Source organism: Actinomadura decatromicini, from assembly GCF_008121305.1.
Lineage (GTDB): Bacteria > Actinomycetota > Actinomycetes > Streptosporangiales > Streptosporangiaceae > Spirillospora > Spirillospora syzygii.
The window spans coordinates 75,908-91,152 of the sequence record NZ_VSRQ01000002.1 but is presented as its reverse complement, the minus strand read 5'-3'; the positions used below and the strand labels follow the sequence as shown (position 1 = coordinate 91,152).

19 protein-coding genes are annotated in these 15,245 nt (G+C 70.9%); 7 read left to right on the top strand and 12 right to left on the bottom strand.

Annotation, left to right across the window (positions count from 1 at the left end; genetic code table 11):
- The first annotated feature begins 10 nt into the window (after positions 1 to 10).
- Positions 11 to 268, top strand: a complete 258-nt coding sequence (locus tag FXF68_RS08005) for a cell division protein CrgA (RefSeq protein ID WP_148758330.1) — start codon at positions 11 to 13, stop codon at positions 266 to 268.
- A 168-nt stretch (positions 269 to 436) separates the two neighbouring features.
- On the opposite strand, the gene FXF68_RS08000 is transcribed toward FXF68_RS08005, so the two are convergent.
- Both FXF68_RS08000 and FXF68_RS07995 read right to left on the bottom strand, forming a co-directional pair.
- Positions 437 to 1,333: a rhomboid family intramembrane serine protease gene (locus tag FXF68_RS08000; protein WP_148758329.1), complete on the bottom strand. Its 897-nt coding sequence runs from the start codon at positions 1,331 to 1,333 to the stop codon at positions 437 to 439.
- Between the two features lie 79 nt (positions 1,334 to 1,412).
- Positions 1,413 to 1,937 carry a peptidylprolyl isomerase gene (locus tag FXF68_RS07995; protein WP_148758328.1) on the bottom strand — a complete coding sequence of 175 codons (525 nt, stop codon included), beginning with the start codon at positions 1,935 to 1,937 and terminating at the stop codon, positions 1,413 to 1,415.
- 230 nt (positions 1,938 to 2,167) lie between these two features.
- On the opposite strand from FXF68_RS07995, the gene FXF68_RS07990 reads away from it, so the two are divergent.
- Both FXF68_RS07990 and FXF68_RS07985 read left to right on the top strand, forming a co-directional pair.
- Entirely contained in the window at positions 2,168 to 2,641 is a 474-nt protein-coding gene (locus FXF68_RS07990) for a hypothetical protein (protein ID WP_148758327.1), read from the top strand.
- Between the two features lie 118 nt (positions 2,642 to 2,759).
- A complete protein-coding gene (locus FXF68_RS07985) occupies positions 2,760 to 3,602 on the top strand; it encodes an acyltransferase (RefSeq protein ID WP_148758326.1) in 843 nt (280 codons plus the stop codon).
- Positions 3,603 to 3,609: 7 nt separating this feature from the next.
- Here FXF68_RS07985 and FXF68_RS07980 read toward each other — a convergent pair whose 3' ends face one another.
- Positions 3,610 to 4,689 (bottom strand): amidohydrolase family protein, encoded by a 1,080-nt coding sequence (locus tag FXF68_RS07980; protein ID WP_187437803.1) that lies wholly within the window; start codon positions 4,687 to 4,689, stop codon positions 3,610 to 3,612.
- Between the two features lie 97 nt (positions 4,690 to 4,786).
- On the opposite strand from FXF68_RS07980, the gene FXF68_RS07975 reads away from it, so the two are divergent.
- A complete protein-coding gene (locus tag FXF68_RS07975) occupies positions 4,787 to 5,254 on the top strand; it encodes a MarR family winged helix-turn-helix transcriptional regulator (protein ID WP_148758324.1) in 468 nt (155 codons plus the stop codon).
- A 28-nt stretch (positions 5,255 to 5,282) separates the two neighbouring features.
- On the opposite strand, the gene FXF68_RS07970 is transcribed toward FXF68_RS07975, so the two are convergent.
- From FXF68_RS07970 to FXF68_RS07955, 4 genes are all read right to left on the bottom strand, one after another.
- On the bottom strand, positions 5,283 to 5,699 hold the full coding sequence (locus FXF68_RS07970) for a hypothetical protein (protein WP_148758323.1): 417 nt from the start codon (positions 5,697 to 5,699) through the stop codon (positions 5,283 to 5,285).
- A gap of 164 nt (positions 5,700 to 5,863) precedes the next feature.
- Entirely contained in the window at positions 5,864 to 7,396 is a 1,533-nt protein-coding gene (locus tag FXF68_RS07965) for a DEAD/DEAH box helicase (RefSeq protein WP_148759306.1), read from the bottom strand.
- 220 nt (positions 7,397 to 7,616) lie between these two features.
- Entirely contained in the window at positions 7,617 to 8,138 is a 522-nt protein-coding gene (locus tag FXF68_RS07960; protein ID WP_222869866.1) for a protein-tyrosine phosphatase family protein, read from the bottom strand.
- A 6-nt stretch (positions 8,139 to 8,144) separates the two neighbouring features.
- Entirely contained in the window at positions 8,145 to 8,402 is a 258-nt protein-coding gene (locus FXF68_RS07955) for a hypothetical protein (RefSeq protein ID WP_148758322.1), read from the bottom strand.
- A gap of 183 nt (positions 8,403 to 8,585) precedes the next feature.
- On the opposite strand from FXF68_RS07955, the gene FXF68_RS07950 reads away from it, so the two are divergent.
- Positions 8,586 to 9,446, top strand: coding sequence for a S1 family peptidase (locus tag FXF68_RS07950; protein WP_148758321.1), 861 nt, complete (start codon positions 8,586 to 8,588; stop codon positions 9,444 to 9,446).
- Between the two features lie 194 nt (positions 9,447 to 9,640).
- Here the strand turns inward: FXF68_RS07950 and FXF68_RS07945 are convergent, their stop codons facing one another.
- The 4 genes from FXF68_RS07945 to FXF68_RS07930 all read right to left on the bottom strand — a co-directional run bounded on the left by FXF68_RS07945 (position 9,641) and on the right by FXF68_RS07930 (position 11,904).
- Positions 9,641 to 9,931, bottom strand: a complete 291-nt coding sequence (locus tag FXF68_RS07945) for a hypothetical protein (RefSeq protein ID WP_148758320.1) — start codon at positions 9,929 to 9,931, stop codon at positions 9,641 to 9,643.
- Positions 9,928 to 10,326, bottom strand: a complete 399-nt coding sequence (locus tag FXF68_RS07940) for a glycine-rich domain-containing protein (RefSeq protein ID WP_222869865.1) — start codon at positions 10,324 to 10,326, stop codon at positions 9,928 to 9,930. Before FXF68_RS07940 ends, FXF68_RS07945 begins: the two co-directional genes overlap by 4 nt.
- A gap of 173 nt (positions 10,327 to 10,499) precedes the next feature.
- The gene (locus tag FXF68_RS07935; RefSeq protein WP_148758318.1) at positions 10,500 to 11,348 is read right to left on the bottom strand and encodes a helix-turn-helix domain-containing protein; all 849 of its coding nucleotides are present in this window, start codon (positions 11,346 to 11,348) and stop codon (positions 10,500 to 10,502) included.
- Positions 11,349 to 11,358: 10 nt separating this feature from the next.
- Complete coding sequence (locus tag FXF68_RS07930; RefSeq protein ID WP_246178486.1) at positions 11,359 to 11,904, bottom strand: DUF6879 family protein; 546 nt, start codon at positions 11,902 to 11,904, stop codon at positions 11,359 to 11,361.
- 454 nt (positions 11,905 to 12,358) lie between these two features.
- Here FXF68_RS07930 and FXF68_RS07925 point away from each other — a divergent pair, with 454 nt between their 5' ends.
- On the top strand, positions 12,359 to 13,015 hold the full coding sequence (locus FXF68_RS07925; protein ID WP_148758317.1) for a DUF4232 domain-containing protein: 657 nt from the start codon (positions 12,359 to 12,361) through the stop codon (positions 13,013 to 13,015).
- 57 nt (positions 13,016 to 13,072) lie between these two features.
- On the opposite strand, the gene FXF68_RS07920 is transcribed toward FXF68_RS07925, so the two are convergent.
- Positions 13,073 to 13,657, bottom strand: a complete 585-nt coding sequence (locus tag FXF68_RS07920; protein WP_148758316.1) for a Uma2 family endonuclease — start codon at positions 13,655 to 13,657, stop codon at positions 13,073 to 13,075.
- 164 nt (positions 13,658 to 13,821) lie between these two features.
- Here FXF68_RS07920 and FXF68_RS07915 point away from each other — a divergent pair, with 164 nt between their 5' ends.
- Positions 13,822 to 15,240: a cytochrome ubiquinol oxidase subunit I gene (locus FXF68_RS07915; protein WP_148758315.1), complete on the top strand. Its 1,419-nt coding sequence runs from the start codon at positions 13,822 to 13,824 to the stop codon at positions 15,238 to 15,240.
- Positions 15,241 to 15,245: the final 5 nt, after the last annotated feature.

The window sequence follows — 15,245 nt, the reverse complement described above, 5'->3', positions numbered from 1 at the left end:
ACCGACCACCGTGGCCAAGTCCAAAGTGCGCAAGAAGGCCGTTTACACGCCCCCGCAGAAGTCGAAGACCCCGGAGGTCAGCCCGCGCTGGCTGGTGCCGACCATGGTGGGGCTGTGGCTGATCGGCCTGATCTGGATCGCCGTCTTCTACGTGACGGCGAGCACCGGCACCGACGTGCCGTTCATGTCCGACCTGCACAACTGGAACCTGGGGATCGGCTTCGCCGCCATCATCCTCGGCGTGGTGCTCTCGACCCGCTGGCGCTGACGCCGGGGTTATCCACAGGCTGGGAGGCTCCCGGGCGGGTTTTCCCCAGGTTTTCCACAGGCCGCGGCGGGCAGGCGAGGACGCCGCCGCGGTGACCCCGGAGGGGGTGTGCGCGCGGCGGCGTCCGCGTGTCGCTTGACGTGGTGCTGGACGGTGCCTGCACGGCGCCTACACGGACGGGCTCAGCTCCGCCGTCCTGACGAGCACGAGCGCGGCGAGCAGCGCGAGCGTGACCAGTGGCGCGCCCACGTGGAACAGCGTCCGCCGCGCGGCCGGCGCGTACGCGTAGGCGGCGGCGAGCGCCGTGCCCACGACGAGCCCGCCGACGTGCCCCTGCCAGGAGATGTTCGGCACCGAGAAGGTGATCACCAGGTTGATCACCAGCAGCACCACGATCGGCCCGACCGACCCGCCGAACTTGCGGCCGATCACGAAGAACGCGCCGAACAGCCCGAAGATCGCGCCGGACGCGCCGACCGCCGAGTCGGCCGGGGAGCCGACCAGGTACAGCAGCACCGAGCCGCCGAGGCCGGACAGCAGGTACAGGGCGAGGAAGCGCCACCGTCCGAGCACCTGCTCCAGCGCGGGCCCGATCGCCCACAGCGCCCACATGTTGAACAGGATGTGGGTGACGCCGAAGCTGCCGCCGCGCTGGTGCAGGAACATCGTGGTGACCAGCCGGTACCACTCGCCCTCGGCGACGCCGCCGACCTCGCCGTCCGGCAGGACACCGCGGCCCAGCATCATGAACTCCCAGACGACCCGCCACGACGACAGCTCGGCGAGGTAGGCCAGCACGCACGCGCCGATCAGCGTGTACGTGACGACCGGCACGGCGGACGCCGAGCCCCGCGCGCCGAGCACCGTCCGGGGCACGGCCCGGCGGACGCCCTGGTTGCCCGCCCGGACGCACTCCACGCACTGGTGGCCGACCGCCGCGTCCCGCATGCACTCCGGGCAGATGAAGCGGTCGCACCGCGTGCAGCGCACGTACGTCTCCCGCCCCGGGTGCCGGTAGCAGGTCGGTACCGACGTCTCGGGGGCGGGACCGTGTTCTGTGGTCATCTGGAACTCCGTTGTGCCGTGCGGCGGTTCGCCGTCGCGGGCTTGTGTCACCCGTCTGGGCTTACACCGTATGCAACGACTAGCGGCGTTCGATCGTCACCGACTGGAGGACCACGTCGTCCTTCGGGCGGTCGCCGCGTCCGGTCTCGACCTTGCCGATCCGGTCGACGACGTCCGTGCCCTCGATGACCTTGCCGAAGATGGTGTGGCGGCCGGTGAGGTGCTGGGTCTGCCCGACGCTCAGCGTGATGAAGAACTGGGAGCCGTTCGTCCCGGGCCCGGCGTTGGCCATCGCCAGCAGGTAGGGCTTGTTGAACTTCAGGTCGGGGTGGAACTCGTCCTTGAACTCGTAGCCGGGGCCGCCGGTGCCGGTGCCGAGCGGGTCGCCGCCCTGGATCATGAACTTGTCGATCACGCGGTGGAAGATCGTCCCGCTGTAGAGCGGCTCGTTGGACTTCTGGCCGGTCCGCGGATCGTGCCAGGTCCGGGTGCCCTCCGCCAGTTCGACGAAGTTCGCCACCGTCTCCGGCGCCTGCTCCGGGTAGAGCTGGGCGACGATCTTGCCCTGGGACGTGTTCAGGGTCGCGAAGATCTCGTTGGCCACGCTGGCCGCCTCCTCGTGAGTCTGCGTGCTCTCTGGTGCGTACTCGCTGTGTCGTACTCGCTTGCCCTACTCGCCTTGCCGTACTCGCTTTGCCCTGCTCGGCGGGGTCGCGGTCATGCCCGAACCCGTCACGCTGTGCGGTCGGACGGTCGCGCACGAAGGTTTACCTCCCGGTCCGTGGGAAGGCTGCATGACAGGACCTCGCAAACAGGGAGGTTAGCGTGTCCCTAATGATCAGTTTCCGCGGTAAGCCGCAGGAGGAGGTTCGGAGCGGGCTCGGCCGCGCCCAGGAGGCGGCCCGGGTCGGCGTCGAACGGTGCCGTCAGGGCGCGTCCTCGGCGGCGGAGCGGATCGGGCCCGCCGCGGGTGAGCGGGTGATGATGGTCCGCGGCTGGAGCGCGCCGCGCCTCCGGCAGGCGGCCCGGTACGTCGAGACCGGGCTCGCCCCCCGGGTGAGCACGTTCCTGAGCGGTGTCGCGCACCGGGTCGAGCCGCCGAAGCGGTCCGGTCCCGGACGTGGCGCGATCATGGCCATGCTGGGGACGGTCGCCGCCGTCGGCGTGGCCGGCGCGGTCGCGACCCGGCGCGGTGTGCTCCGCGACCTGGCCGGCGGCTCCGGCGACCGGTCGGGCGACGCCACCTCGGCGGACGCCATGACGGTCTCCGGCTCCGACGTCGACGGCCAGGTGCACTCGCCGCACTGAGCCCCGCCCTCGGACGGATCGAAGCCCCGTCTTCGGACGGATCGCCGGAGGGCCCGGTCGGAAAGGCCGGGCCCTCCGGCGTGTCCAGGGCTTGCTACCTACCGGTACGGTGAGGGCCATGTCGCCGAACGGGCCGTCCCGGCCGCTCGGCCGGTCGGACGGCCGGCCGCTCGCGGCCCGCGCCAGGCTGCGGGCCCGCCAGGGCGTGCACGGGGCCGTCCACCGCGCCTGGGAGTGGATCCAGCGGCACGGGGAGATCACCCCGGAGACGCCCGGCCGCCGCAGGTTCGCCTACCTCGGCGAGGGCGCGTGCATCGCGTTCCCGGTCGGCGCGATCTACGGCGAGCCGTGGATCTCGATCGGCGACCACACCCTGGTCGGGACGCACGTCACGATCTCGGCCGGGTTCGTCCCCGGCCTCGACCTCGGCCCGGACGTCATCGTCCGGATCGGCGGGAGTTGCTCGCTCGGCCGCGGCACGCACATCGTCGGGCACCAGTCGATCGAGATCGGCGACGACGTGTTCACCGGCCCGAACGTCTACATCACCGACCAGAACCACACTTATGGCGACCTCGACGTCCCCATCGGACGGCAGTGGCCGGAGAACAACCCGGTCGTGATCGGCGACGGCTGCTGGATCGGCACCGGCGCGATCATCCTGCCCGGCACCCGGCTCGGCCGGAACGTCGCGGTCGCGGGCGGGGCCGTGGTGCGCGGCGAGTTCCCCGACCACGCGGTGATCGGCGGCGTCCCGGCGAAGGTGCTGCGCAGCCACGACGCGGAGCACGGCTGGCGGCCGCCGCTGCGCGCCGACCCGCTGATGTCCCTGGACGAGCTGGCCGCCCTCTCCGTGGACGGCCTGGAGGGCCTGCAGATCCTCCAGGACAAGCTGCGCGAGCAGCGGAGACCGGCGGCGCCCGCGCGGGACGAGGGCGTCCTCAGCGAAGAGGCGGGCTGACCCGGGCTCATCCGGTGAGGCGCTTCGCGAGGCGGGGCAGGAGTCGCAGCGCGTTGTCGCGGACGATCGCGCGGTGCGCGCGTCCGTTCACGCCGGGGTCGCGGTCGAACCCGGCGGTGTTGATCCCGACCTCCTTCGCCGAGTTGGCGGGCCAGTCCGTGCCGAACAGCACGCGGTCGGCGCCCGCGGCGGCGAGCAGGGTCGGCGTCGCGTAGGGCGACGTCGGCAGCGCCGTGTCGTAGTGGAAGCGGCGCAGCGCCGGACGGATCTTCGCCGGGTCGGGCCCGCCGTCCTCGCGTCCCCAGCGCTCGGCGCGTCCGGCCATGTAGGGCAGGAACCCGCCGCCGTGGGACAGGATGATCGACACGTTCGGGTAGCGGTCGAGTGCGCCGGTGGAGATGAGGCTGAGGGCCGTGCGGGTCGTGTCGAGCAGGAAGTCGCCGAGCCAGTCGCCGACCTCCGGCACCTCGACGATGCCCTTCGGCGTAACCGGATGGGTGAACACGACGGCGCGGCGCCGGTTCAGCTCGGCGAAGAGGGGCGCGAACATCCGGTGTCCGAGGTAGTGCCCGGCGGCGGAGGTGTTGAGCAGGACGCCGTCCGCGCCGAGGACGTCGAAGGCGTGCGCGGCCTGCTTCACGGCCAGGTCGGGGTGCAGCATCGCGACGTTGGCGAAGAAACCGAACCGGGTGGGGTGGTCGCGCACCAGCTCCGCCAGCGACTCGTTGCAGACCTGGACGCCGGACACGGCGGCCTTGCGGTCCATGAACGCCTCGGCCGGGACGGGCGCTGACGCGACGCCCACGGCGATGCCGTTGGCGTCCATGGTGTGGAGGGTGTCCCGAAGGGTCCACTGGGCCCAGGCCGGTCCGCCGGTCGGCGGGAGCAGGCCCTGCGCGACGGCCCACTCCCGCATCCTGGGCGGGACGGCGTGGTGGTGCGTGTCGATCCGGCCGCGCGCCGGGCGCCGCCGGGGCTCGCTCGCGGCGGCCCCGCTCGACGGGACGGCCGCCAGCGGGACGGCGGCCGCGGCGGCGGCGGCGAGTCCGGACACCTTCAAGGCGCGGCGGCGGGTCATTTCGGACATGCTCGTCTCTCCTAGCTCGGTCGAGGGTGCCGCCCACCTTTGGACCTCGCGAGAAAGTCTCATCTGAGAGTATATCAAACGGTCCTACCATGGAGGCATGCTCGACGATCTGCTCGAACGCCTCCTGTCCGGGGACGGCGACGCCCGGCACGTGGGGCTCGGCATGCTGCTCGCCGCCGCGCACCAGCGCAGCCGGGCGCGCGTCAACGACGAGCTGCGGCCGCTGGGGATCGACGTCCGCGAGTTCACGATGCTGTTCGCCCTGGAGCTGTACGGGCCGTCCAGCCAGCGGCGCCTCATCGACCTCACGGGCATCGACAAGTCGACGATGGTGCGCGCCATCGACGACCTGGAGGAGGCGGGGTTCGTCACCCGCGAGCGCTCCGCCCACGACCGCCGCGCCTACTCGGTCACGCTGACCGCCCACGGCCGCCGGACGCTCGCCACGGCCCGCCGCACGGCCACCGACGTGGGAGACCGCCTCTTCGGCGGCTTCACCGAGACCGAACGCGACCAGCTCATAGCCCTACTCCGCCGCCTCGCCGAACCGACGGACACCGACTGACGCGCCGCCGAGCGGCCGACGTTCGGTGTCAGCGGAGGAGCAGGAAGGCGATGACGGCCGCCAGCAGGCCGATGAGCGGGACCAGTGTGTAGATGAGGGCGAGGGTCTCCCCGCCGGGGCGTTCGACCGGCTCGTAGCCGAGGACGCCCTGGTTGTAGATCGTGCGCGGTGTCGTGTAGTAGAGCAGGATCGGGCGTCCCGGCCGCGTGTCGACCGTGATCTCGGCCCGTCCCGACTTGACGCCGCAGTACGAGAGCCAGATGCGGATCGGCCATTCGCCGGGCGGCAGGGTGATCGGGTTGTCGCCGACGCGCAGGTCGGTGCGGGTGTCGCCGATGCTCGCCCGGACCGGCAGGTCCCGGGGTCCGCGACCGTCCGGCGGCGGCGCGAACGGCGGCTGGACGCGGATCACCACCGGCACCGACGAGCCGTATCCGTGAGACATCGACGCCGACCCCCCTCAGCGGCGCCGCGTTCGGGCGCCCACCGGCCGGTCCGTCCGGCCGCTACACGCTTCGACGTCGTCCAACACCGACCGGGTTTGCAAAGAAAAGAAGCCCCGCCCGTACGGGCGGGGCTTCCTATGCGTGTCGGTCAGTCGCGGGTGGGTCAGTTGTAGCGGGCCGCGCGGCGCTCGGGGTTGTAGCCGCCCCGGCGGTTGCCGTGCGAGCCGCCCCCGGTGCGGGGGCCGCCGCCGCGGCGCTCACCGCGCCGCTCGCCGCCGCCGCCACCGCCGGCGCGCTCGCCGTCCGGACGCGGGTAGGACGCGCGGTGCTCGCCGTCGCGGGACTCGTACGGGCCGCGGCGGCGTCCGTCCTGGCGGTCGCGGTCGAACGAGCGCGGGCCGCGCCCGCCGCGGCGTCCGCCCGGACGGCCCCGGCCGCCCCCTTCGCGGCGCGGCCGCTCCGGGATGATCGGCCCCTCGATCGGGATGCCGGACGGCGTCCGGGCCCCGGTCAGCTTGACCAGCTCCGAGTCGCCCGTGGTGACCCGGACGCGCGGCGCGTCGATCCCGGCCCGCCGCGTCATCGCGGACGTGGACCGCACCTGGTGCGGCAGGACGAGCGTCACGACCGTGCCGCGCTCGCCCGCCCGCGCGGTGCGCCCGGCGCGGTGCATGTAGTCCTTGTGGTCGGCGGGCGGGTCGACGTGCATGACGAGCGACACGTCGTCCACGTGGATGCCGCGGGCGGCGACGTCGGTGGCGACGAGCACGCTGATCGAGCCCTCGCGGAACTCGGCGAGCGTGCGGGTGCGGAGGCCCTGGCTCTTGCCGCCGTGCAGGCCCGCCGCGCGGACGCCCGCCTGGGTGAGCTGCTTGGCGAGCCGGTCGACGCCGTGCTTGGTGCGGGCGAACAGGATCGTCCGGCCCTCGCGGTTGGCGATCTCGGCGGTGATGGCGGCCTTTTCCTTGGGCGCGACCAGGAGGAGGTGGTGCTCCATCGTGTCGACGGACTCGTCGACCGGGCCGATGGCGTGGGTCACCGGGTCGTCCAGGTAGCGCTTGACAAGGACGTCCACGTCGCGGTCGAGGGTGGCGGAGAACAGCAGCCGCTGCCCGCCGCGGCGCGCGCCGTCGAGGATGTCGGTGACGTCGGGCAGGAAGCCCATGTCGGCCATGTGGTCGGCCTCGTCCAGCACGACGATCTCGACGTCGGACAGGTCGCAGGCGCCCTGGCCCATCAGGTCCTTGAGGCGTCCGGGGGTGGCGACGACGATCTCGACGCCCCGGCGCAGGGCGTCGATCTGCTTGAACATGGAGGTCTGGCCGATGACGGTCTTGAACCGGAGGCCGAGGCCGCGGCCGAGCGGCTCCAGGTTGGTCTGCACCTGCTGGGCGAGTTCGCGCGTCGGGACGAGCACCATCGCGAGCGGGCGCTTCGGCGCGGCCTTGCGGCCGGACAGCCGGGTGAGCATGGGGAGGCCGAAGGCCAGGGTCTTGCCGGAACCGGTCTTGCCGCGGCCGAGGACGTCGCGTCCGGCCATCACGTCGGGGATCGCGGCGGCCTGGATCGGGAACGGGTTCTCGATGCCCTGCCGGCCGAGGGCGTTCACCAGCGACGGCGGGAGGCCGAGCTCGGCGAACGTCGGAACCCGCTCCTCGCTCGTCGCCTCGTTGTCGGTGGAGGCGTCGCCGGGCATGGTCGGGTTCTGTGCAGCGTCAGCTGTGGTCACGCATTACCTTCCGAGAGGGGGCACGTCTCGGGAGGCTCCACGGTGAGCGCGGCCTGCAAGGACGAGCCTGGCGCCGTCGGGGCGCCGAAGAATGATTCGTTGAGTCTAACGTCGCCGGGGTACCGCGTTATGCCCCGTCCCGGGAGGAACGTTGCGGCCCGCCTTTACCGGGGGCCCACGAACGGGCTCAGACGTCGTCGCCTTGGGGGAGTTCGTCGAGCCCGGTCAGCAGCCGCGCGACGTCCAGCCCGGTGGTGAGGTAGTCGACGAAGAGGCCGTTGTTCAGCGCCCATTTCGACCGTCGATAGCGGACGAGGAACACCGCGTCGTCCGCCGGATAGCCCATGCTCACGAGGCTCTGCGCGACGACGAGCCCCGACCGGTTGTACCCGGAGTGGCAGCGGACGAGCACCCGCCGCCCGTCGCGGAGCGCGTCCACGGCCGTGGCGGCGAGCGCGCACACCGCCTCGATCTGGTCGGCGGTCAGCGGCCCGTCGGGGAGGTCGGTGAAATGGTGCTCGACGTTCCCGGGCGGCCCGTGCCCCTCCCGCAGGTAAAGGCTGATGACCAGGTCGAACTCGTCGGTCACGACGGCGGGGACGCGCCCGCCCGACGAGTCCGCGTAGTGGTGGCCGCCCATCCACAGCCCCGGGACGATCTCGTTCCAGGGCTGCGCGGCGTCCGGCGCTCCCCTGCCCGCGGTGCGCACCGGCCGCTACCAGATCGGCGCTTGCCGGTCGATCTCCCGCCCGAGGACGAGGACCATCTCCTCGAACGCGGCGGAGCCGTAGCGGGCGTGGAGGGCGGGGTAGACGTTCTTGCGCGCGGCCTCGCCGAGCATCCAGCTCAGCTCGGTGTGCCGCACCTCCCCGCCGCGGGCCAGTTCGTCGTGCGTCCGGCGGCTCACCCGGAGCAGCTCCGGATGCGGCGCCGACTCGGAGAGGATCATGCGCGTGGCGTCCCTGAGGTCCATGCCGGAAGTGTAGGCATGCGGGCGATCAAGGTCGATCGGTCCGGACGACTTTGCAATGCCTGCCGAATTCGGCGTGTTCGCCCAGTTCGGCCATGCCGCCCGCGACGGGGAACTCGACGCCTTAGTTAACCCTCGTTAACATCGCGCTGCTCCCTCCTTATCACACCGAGAGGACCCCCCGCCATGCCAAGACGCATTCTCGGCGTGCTCGCCGCGGCCGTCCTAGGAACCGCGGCCGTGACCGCCGGGGCGTCCGCCGCGCACGCCGCTCCCGCCGCGCCCCAGGCGCCGGTCAAGCGCGCGGTCGACTTCACCGGGATCGTCGCCCTCAGCAACTGTTCCGGCTCCCTCGTGCGCGTGCCCGGCGCCGCCGACTCCGACCCGGCGCTCGTGCTCTCCAACGGCCACTGCCTGGACGGCGGCATGCCGTCCGCCGGACAGGTCATCAAGAACCAGCCGTCCAGCCGGACGTTCAGCCTGCTCAACCCCAGCGGCACGGGCTCCCTCGGCACGCTGCGCGCGACGACGATGCTGTACGGGACGATGACCGACACGGACGTCTCCCTCTACAAGCTCAGCAGCACCTACGCCCAGATCAAGCAGAGCTACAACACGCCCGCGCTTGAGCTGCAGACGACGCACCCGACCACTGGCGCCGACCTGCGCGTCGTGTCCGGCTACTGGAAGCGCATCTACTCCTGCAAGCTGGACGGCTTCGCCTACCGCGTCCGCGAGTCCGAGTGGACGTGGAAGGACTCGCTCCGCTACACGAGCCAGTGCGACATCATCGGCGGGACGTCCGGCTCCCCGGTCATCGACGCCTCCACCGGCAAGGTCATCGGCGCGAACAACACCATCAACGAGAGCGGCCAGCGCTGCACGCTCAACAACCCCTGCGAGGTGGACGAGTCCGGCCAGGTCACGGTCCGCCCGAACATCGGCTACGGCCAGCAGACCTACACCCTGGCCCCCTGCATCGCCCCCGGCACGGTCCTCGACCTGAACCGCCCCGGCTGCACCGTCCCCAAGGGCCTGCGCCACTAACCCACACCCCCCCAGAACGCCTCGCATCTCTCCCACGAGAAATGCGAGGCGTTCTAGCTCCCCTCAATGGCAGTGTTCGGGAGTCCCGACAACCGACATGAAGACGATCACACCACCGACGAGCCACTGGCTGTAGGACGGCCAGCACCCCGTCTCGATAGCCTTCAACGCCCGCACCGCACGCCCGTGGCCGTTCACCCAGTCGGGGACGCATACATCGCCCTACGACACTCCCGATCCCATTCGGCGATCAGCCAGTCCCGCGCGTCCACCGGGACAATGTGGACGGCCGCGATGAACCGGGGCGACTTGACCAGCCAGTCCACGGTCCGCACGGGTGGGTGGTCCGGGCTGTCCAGGTCGAGCGTGTCGGTCTTCCCGAGGCGCTCCCACTCCCGTCCGGCGCCTGACCACCGGTAGCAGTGGAAATGCGTGGGCGCGCGACCTGCTGGTTTGGTGGTGTCGGGCGCGATCGGACAGCTCATCGGTTGGCCTCTGGCGGGACGCACTCAGGCGGGCAGCAGGGTTTGCGCTCGCCCTCCCAGAACTCTAGGTCGACCTGGTAACCGGTGGCTCTCAGTGCCGGGATGGTGACTTCGAGTGTGTCGCCCGACAGGATCGCCTCGTCCTGGAACGGCACGTGGTGGATGTACCGCCCAGCGTGCTCGTCGCAGAATGCGGCATACGCCTGCGACCGAAGAATAAACGCATGCCAGGCCGGGTCCACCGGAACAGTCGGCACGATCCGCACCCACGGCTTCCCCTCTTCTCGGGCACGGACGATGTTCGCCTGCGCCTTGAGGAAGACGAGGGCTTGTCCGAGCATCCGCTCGGCGTAGCCATGAGTCACGTGGTGGTACCTGCGGATGTCCTCTGTCAACAGCTCGAACGTCTCGGACAGGACGAGCTCGCGCGGATCCCTGGCCAGCCGGTGGGCTCTTCGGTGGCGAGGGCCATGTGAGCGTCGATCGGCATGGGAGCCTTCCCCTTGGTGGTCATGTCGCTTGACTTTGAGCGTCCACCAGGCGGAGCGTGCGGGGCCAGGAACTTGCTTCAGCTTGCTTCAAGTGTCCGGATCGCACCATTGATCAGGTCCCGGGCGGCGGGACCGTAGACGGCGGACGACGCCAGCCAGTCGAACTCCTGGACGTACACCGCGATCTCCCGCGGCTGCGTGATCGCCAGCTCCGCCGCCGCGGTCTCGACGAGGACCAGGCGCTCGTCCAACACCCAGAAACCGTGATGCGGGGCCCGCCGGTGGCGGACGCGCGTCGGGATGACGCCGAGGCTGAGGCGCGGCATGATCGACAACGTCAGCAGCCGCTCCAACTGCCCGACCAGCACATCGGCGTCGGCGAGGCCGATCGTCAGCGCGACCTCGCACACCACCATGTGGAACCGGCGGTCCCGGTTACCGCGGCGCAGGATGTCCTGGCGGTCCATGCGGGCCTGGACGGCGGTCTCGACGTCACCGCCGGTCCCGTGAAAGGCGATGTTGTCCCGGAAACGCTGCGCGGCGTACTCGCGGGTCTGGAGCAGGCCGGGGATGACGATCGGCTCGAAGATCCGGAACAGCCGGGTCTCGGCCTCCTGCGCGGCGAAGGCCCGCTGCCGACGGTGCGCGCCGGCCCGCCACTCGCGCCGCCACTCCCGGTACGCGCTGGTAATGTTCCGGACGGTGGCGATCAGGTCGGGGAGGTGGTCCTCGGCACCGACGAGGCGGCACCACGCGCGGATGTCGTCCTCGGACGGCGTCTGCCTGCCATGCTCGATCTTGGAGACCTTCGACTCGTGCCAGTCGGCCAGGTCGGCGAGCCGCCGTTGCGTGAGCCGCGAGTCCTGACGCAACTCGCGCAACCGCACTCCGAGCGCCTCGCGGGCCTCCTGATGTGACGTGGCCATGAGCGCCGGTTCACAGACCCCGCAGGAACTCGTCCCGGCTCACGGACGCTTTCCAGGCGGTGTCCCGCCAGGCCCGGTGCCGCCCGACAGCGGCCGGGTCATCGAGAAGCTCGGCGCCGAGCAGCCGGTCCTCGCCGTCGAAGTGGAGGACGGCGACCCGCTCGTCGTCGAGCAACCAGGCGTCATGCGGCGGCCGAACGGGCAGGCCCAGTGAGTCGGCCCGGTCCCGGTCCAGATACCGGATCTCCTCGCCCGCCCTGAGGTTGCCCTGCGCCGACCACACGGCGTATCGGGAGTAGTCGCCGAGCGGTACCGTCACCACCCGGACGCGGCGGAACGGCCGCCCAGCGGCCGCCGCCGCGCGCGTCATCGCTCCCCAGTCGTGCGCGGCGCGCAGATAGTCCTCGTCCGGGTCCCCGGCGAGGAACCGACGCACCCTCTCCCGCTCGGACGGCACGTTGTAGCGGTCCCTCGTCTCCAGCCGAAACGCCGAGCGGCGGGCGGTGCGGAAGATCGAGCCGAACGCGCCGCCGGTCAGCAGATCGACCACGGTCATCCCTTCGCGTGATGGTCGGCGTAGTGCGCGATCAGATGCCGGACGAGCGCGGGCTCGATCTCCACGACGGTTTCGTCGGCGGCCAGGTCACGGACGTCGTTCAGCGCCGTGGCATCCGTGACGATCTTCAGGCCCCTGCACCGCAGATGTCCATGACCGCGAACGCCACCAGACCCTCGCTATGTCCAGGGGACAACCAGGCGAGGGATGCTGACCGCCATCCGCCACAGTGGCCAAGCTGTGGTCGTGGAGGGGCTTGAGGTTGATGTCGAGGGCGAACGGCGAGGTCGTGGAGATGCGCTGTTCGGGTCTGGCTTGATGTGTCCGAAGTGATCTCGAACAACGACGTGGGTGCGGGCATCCCAGCAGTTGAGGCACTGCCCTTCACCAGGACGGCATGTGCGGTGTGGCCCCGGTGCTCCGCGATGCGGTGCGCTACCTCTAAGGAGTGCGAATGTCGTTCGTCAAGCCGGCCGCCGTGGCGCTGACCGTCGCTGCTGTGATGACCACCGCGGGCTGTGGGGACGGCAAGTCCGGATCCACCGGCGCCATGCCGTCGTCATCACCCTCCGTGAGTGAGAGCGCGGGTGGCGGCGCCGGGGGCACGACAGTCGGTGCGAGCACCGCGCCGAGCCGCACTGCCACCAGCGGTCCGGGCGGATCCGGGAGCGGCGCCGGGGTTACGCCGGCCGCCACGCCCCGCTGCCACAGCGCCGGACTGAGCGCCGTCGTCACCGGCTACGACGCTGGTGCGGGGCAACGGTACGCACGCCTGGTCCTCACCAACACCTCGGGGCATTCCTGCCGGATGTACGGGTGGCCGGGGCTCGGGCTCGGCAACCAGAGCGAGGGATTCGGCACGACGGTGGTTCGCGCGGGCACCGCCTCCACGATCGTCCTCGCGGTCGGCGGCAAGGCGTACACGCGGTTGCACTGGACGGCCGTTCCGGCCGACGACGAGACCGGTCCGCAGTGCGAGCCGACCGCCACCGTCCTCCAGATGATCCCGCCGGACGAGACCGCGCCGGTCGTCGCGACGTGGGGTGGCGGTCCGGTCTGCCAGCACAACCGGCTCGAGACCACCGCCGTCCAGACGGGCACCGGCGCCTGACCCGGCCCCGCAGCCACGGCCCCGGCGGCCAACGCCCAGCCGAGGCGCGGCGGGAGGTCAGTGTTCGTGGAGGGGCTTGAGTTCTATGTCGAGGGCGAACGGCGAGGTCACGGAGATGCGGTCGTGGTGGACGCCGGTCGCGACGTACCGTCCCGTGGCGTCGTCGATCTCGTAGGTGTAGATCGCGAACGCCGGTGCGGTCTGTTCGGTCTCGACGCGCCAGAAGTGACGGATTCCCGCCTCCGCGTAGAGCTCCGGGTGCGCCCGCCGGTCCTTGCGCTTGGTGGACGGTGACACCACCTCGACGACGAGGGTGACCAGTTCGGCGCGGATCGGACGCTCGTAGGGGTCGTGGTCGGCGGAGTACACGACGATGTCGGGAGCGATCTCGACCGGCTCGGTCTCGTCGTCGTCCAGGAGAACGTCCACGTCGGTGTCGACCTGCTGGGTCAGAGGAGCGGCGTCTTCGAGCCGGGTCGCCAGCCGTCGCGCGATGCGCTGGTGGATCGGGCGTCGCCGGGGGCCGACGACGAGATCCCCGTGGACGAGGCTGACGCGCACGGGGAGGTCTTCCGGCAGCGCCTCGAACTCTGCCCGGGTCCACGTGTCGCCGGAGGGCAACGGGAGAGTCAGCGCGTGCATGGCCGGTGGGGCCTCCGGTCCAGTGGGTGCGGGCCCCGGCCAGGGTACCGGGCGTCCCCGGAGTGTTGTGAGGGAGTTAACGACGTCTTGTAGTACTACAGCTTGTAGTATTTCTTACGGGTCGTAGTACTACGAGCTGTAGTAGATGGCGAAGGGGCGCGGGTATGGACTCGCTCGACATCGCGCGGTGGCAGTTCGGGATCACCACCGTGTACCACTTCCTGTTCGTCCCGCTGACGATCGGGCTGTCCGCGCTCGTCGCGATCCTGGAGACGGCCTGGGTGCGGACCGGGCGGCCCCCGTACATGCGCGCCGCGCGGTTCTGGGGGAAGCTCTTCCTGATCAACTTCGCGATGGGGATCGTCACGGGGATCGTGCAGGAGTTCCAGTTCGGGATGAACTGGAGCGACTACTCGCGGTTCGTCGGCGACATCTTCGGCGCGCCGCTCGCCATCGAGGGGCTCCTCGCGTTCTTCGTCGAGTCCACGTTCCTCGGGCTGTGGATCTTCGGACGGGACCGGCTGCCGAAGCGCGTGCACCTCGCGTGCATCTGGATCGTCCACGTCGGGACGCTGCTGTCGGCCTACTTCATCCTCGCCGCGAACTCCTGGATGCAGCATCCCGTCGGGTACCGGGTCGACCAGGAGACGGGACGCGCGGTCCTCACCGACTTCTGGGCCGTCCTCACGAACTCGACGCAACTCGTCTCGTTCCCGCACACGATCACGGCCGCGTTCGTCACCGGCGGGATGTTCATGGCCGGGGTCAGCGCGTGGCACCTGGCGCGGAAGAAGGACGTCGAGGTGTTCCGGCCGTCGCTCAAGCTCGCGCTGGCGGTGACGGCGATCGCGTCCATCGGCGTGGCCGTCACCGGCGACGTGCAGGGCAAGGTCATGACCGAGCAGCAGCCGATGAAGATGGCCGCCGCCGAGGCGCTGTACGAGACGGAGCAGCCCGCGTCGTTCTCGGTGTTCACGGTCGGGACGCCGGACGGCGAGAAGGAGGTCTTCGGGATCAAGGTCCCGCGGGTGCTGTCGTTCCTCGCCACCGGCACCTTCGACGGCGAGGTGAAGGGGATCAACGACGTCCAGGCGGCGGAGGTCGCGAAGTACGGGCCCGGCGACTACCGGCCGTTCGTCCCGGTCGCGTACTGGAACTTCCGGATCATGGTCGGGGTCGGGATGCTCACCGCGCTCGTCTCGCTGGCCGGGCTGTGGCTGCTGCGGCGCGGACGGCTGCCGTCCAACCCCTGGGTGTACCGGGTCGGCATGGTGTCGCTGACGCTCCCGTTCATCGGCAACTCCGCCGGATGGATCTTCACGGAGATGGGACGCCAGCCCTGGTCGGTGTTCGGCGTGCTCAAGACGTCGGCGAGCGTGTCCCCGGGTGTGTCGGCGTCGTCGATGCTCATCTCCGTCGTGTCGCTGACCGTGCTCTACGCCGTCCTCGCGGTGATCGAGGCGGGGCTGCTGATCAAGTACGCGAAGGCCGGGCCGCCGTCCGAGGAGGAAGTCCTGCCTCCGGATGACGGCGACGACGGCGATGCCGACGACGCCGAGCGCCCGCTCGCGTTCGCCTACTAAGGGAT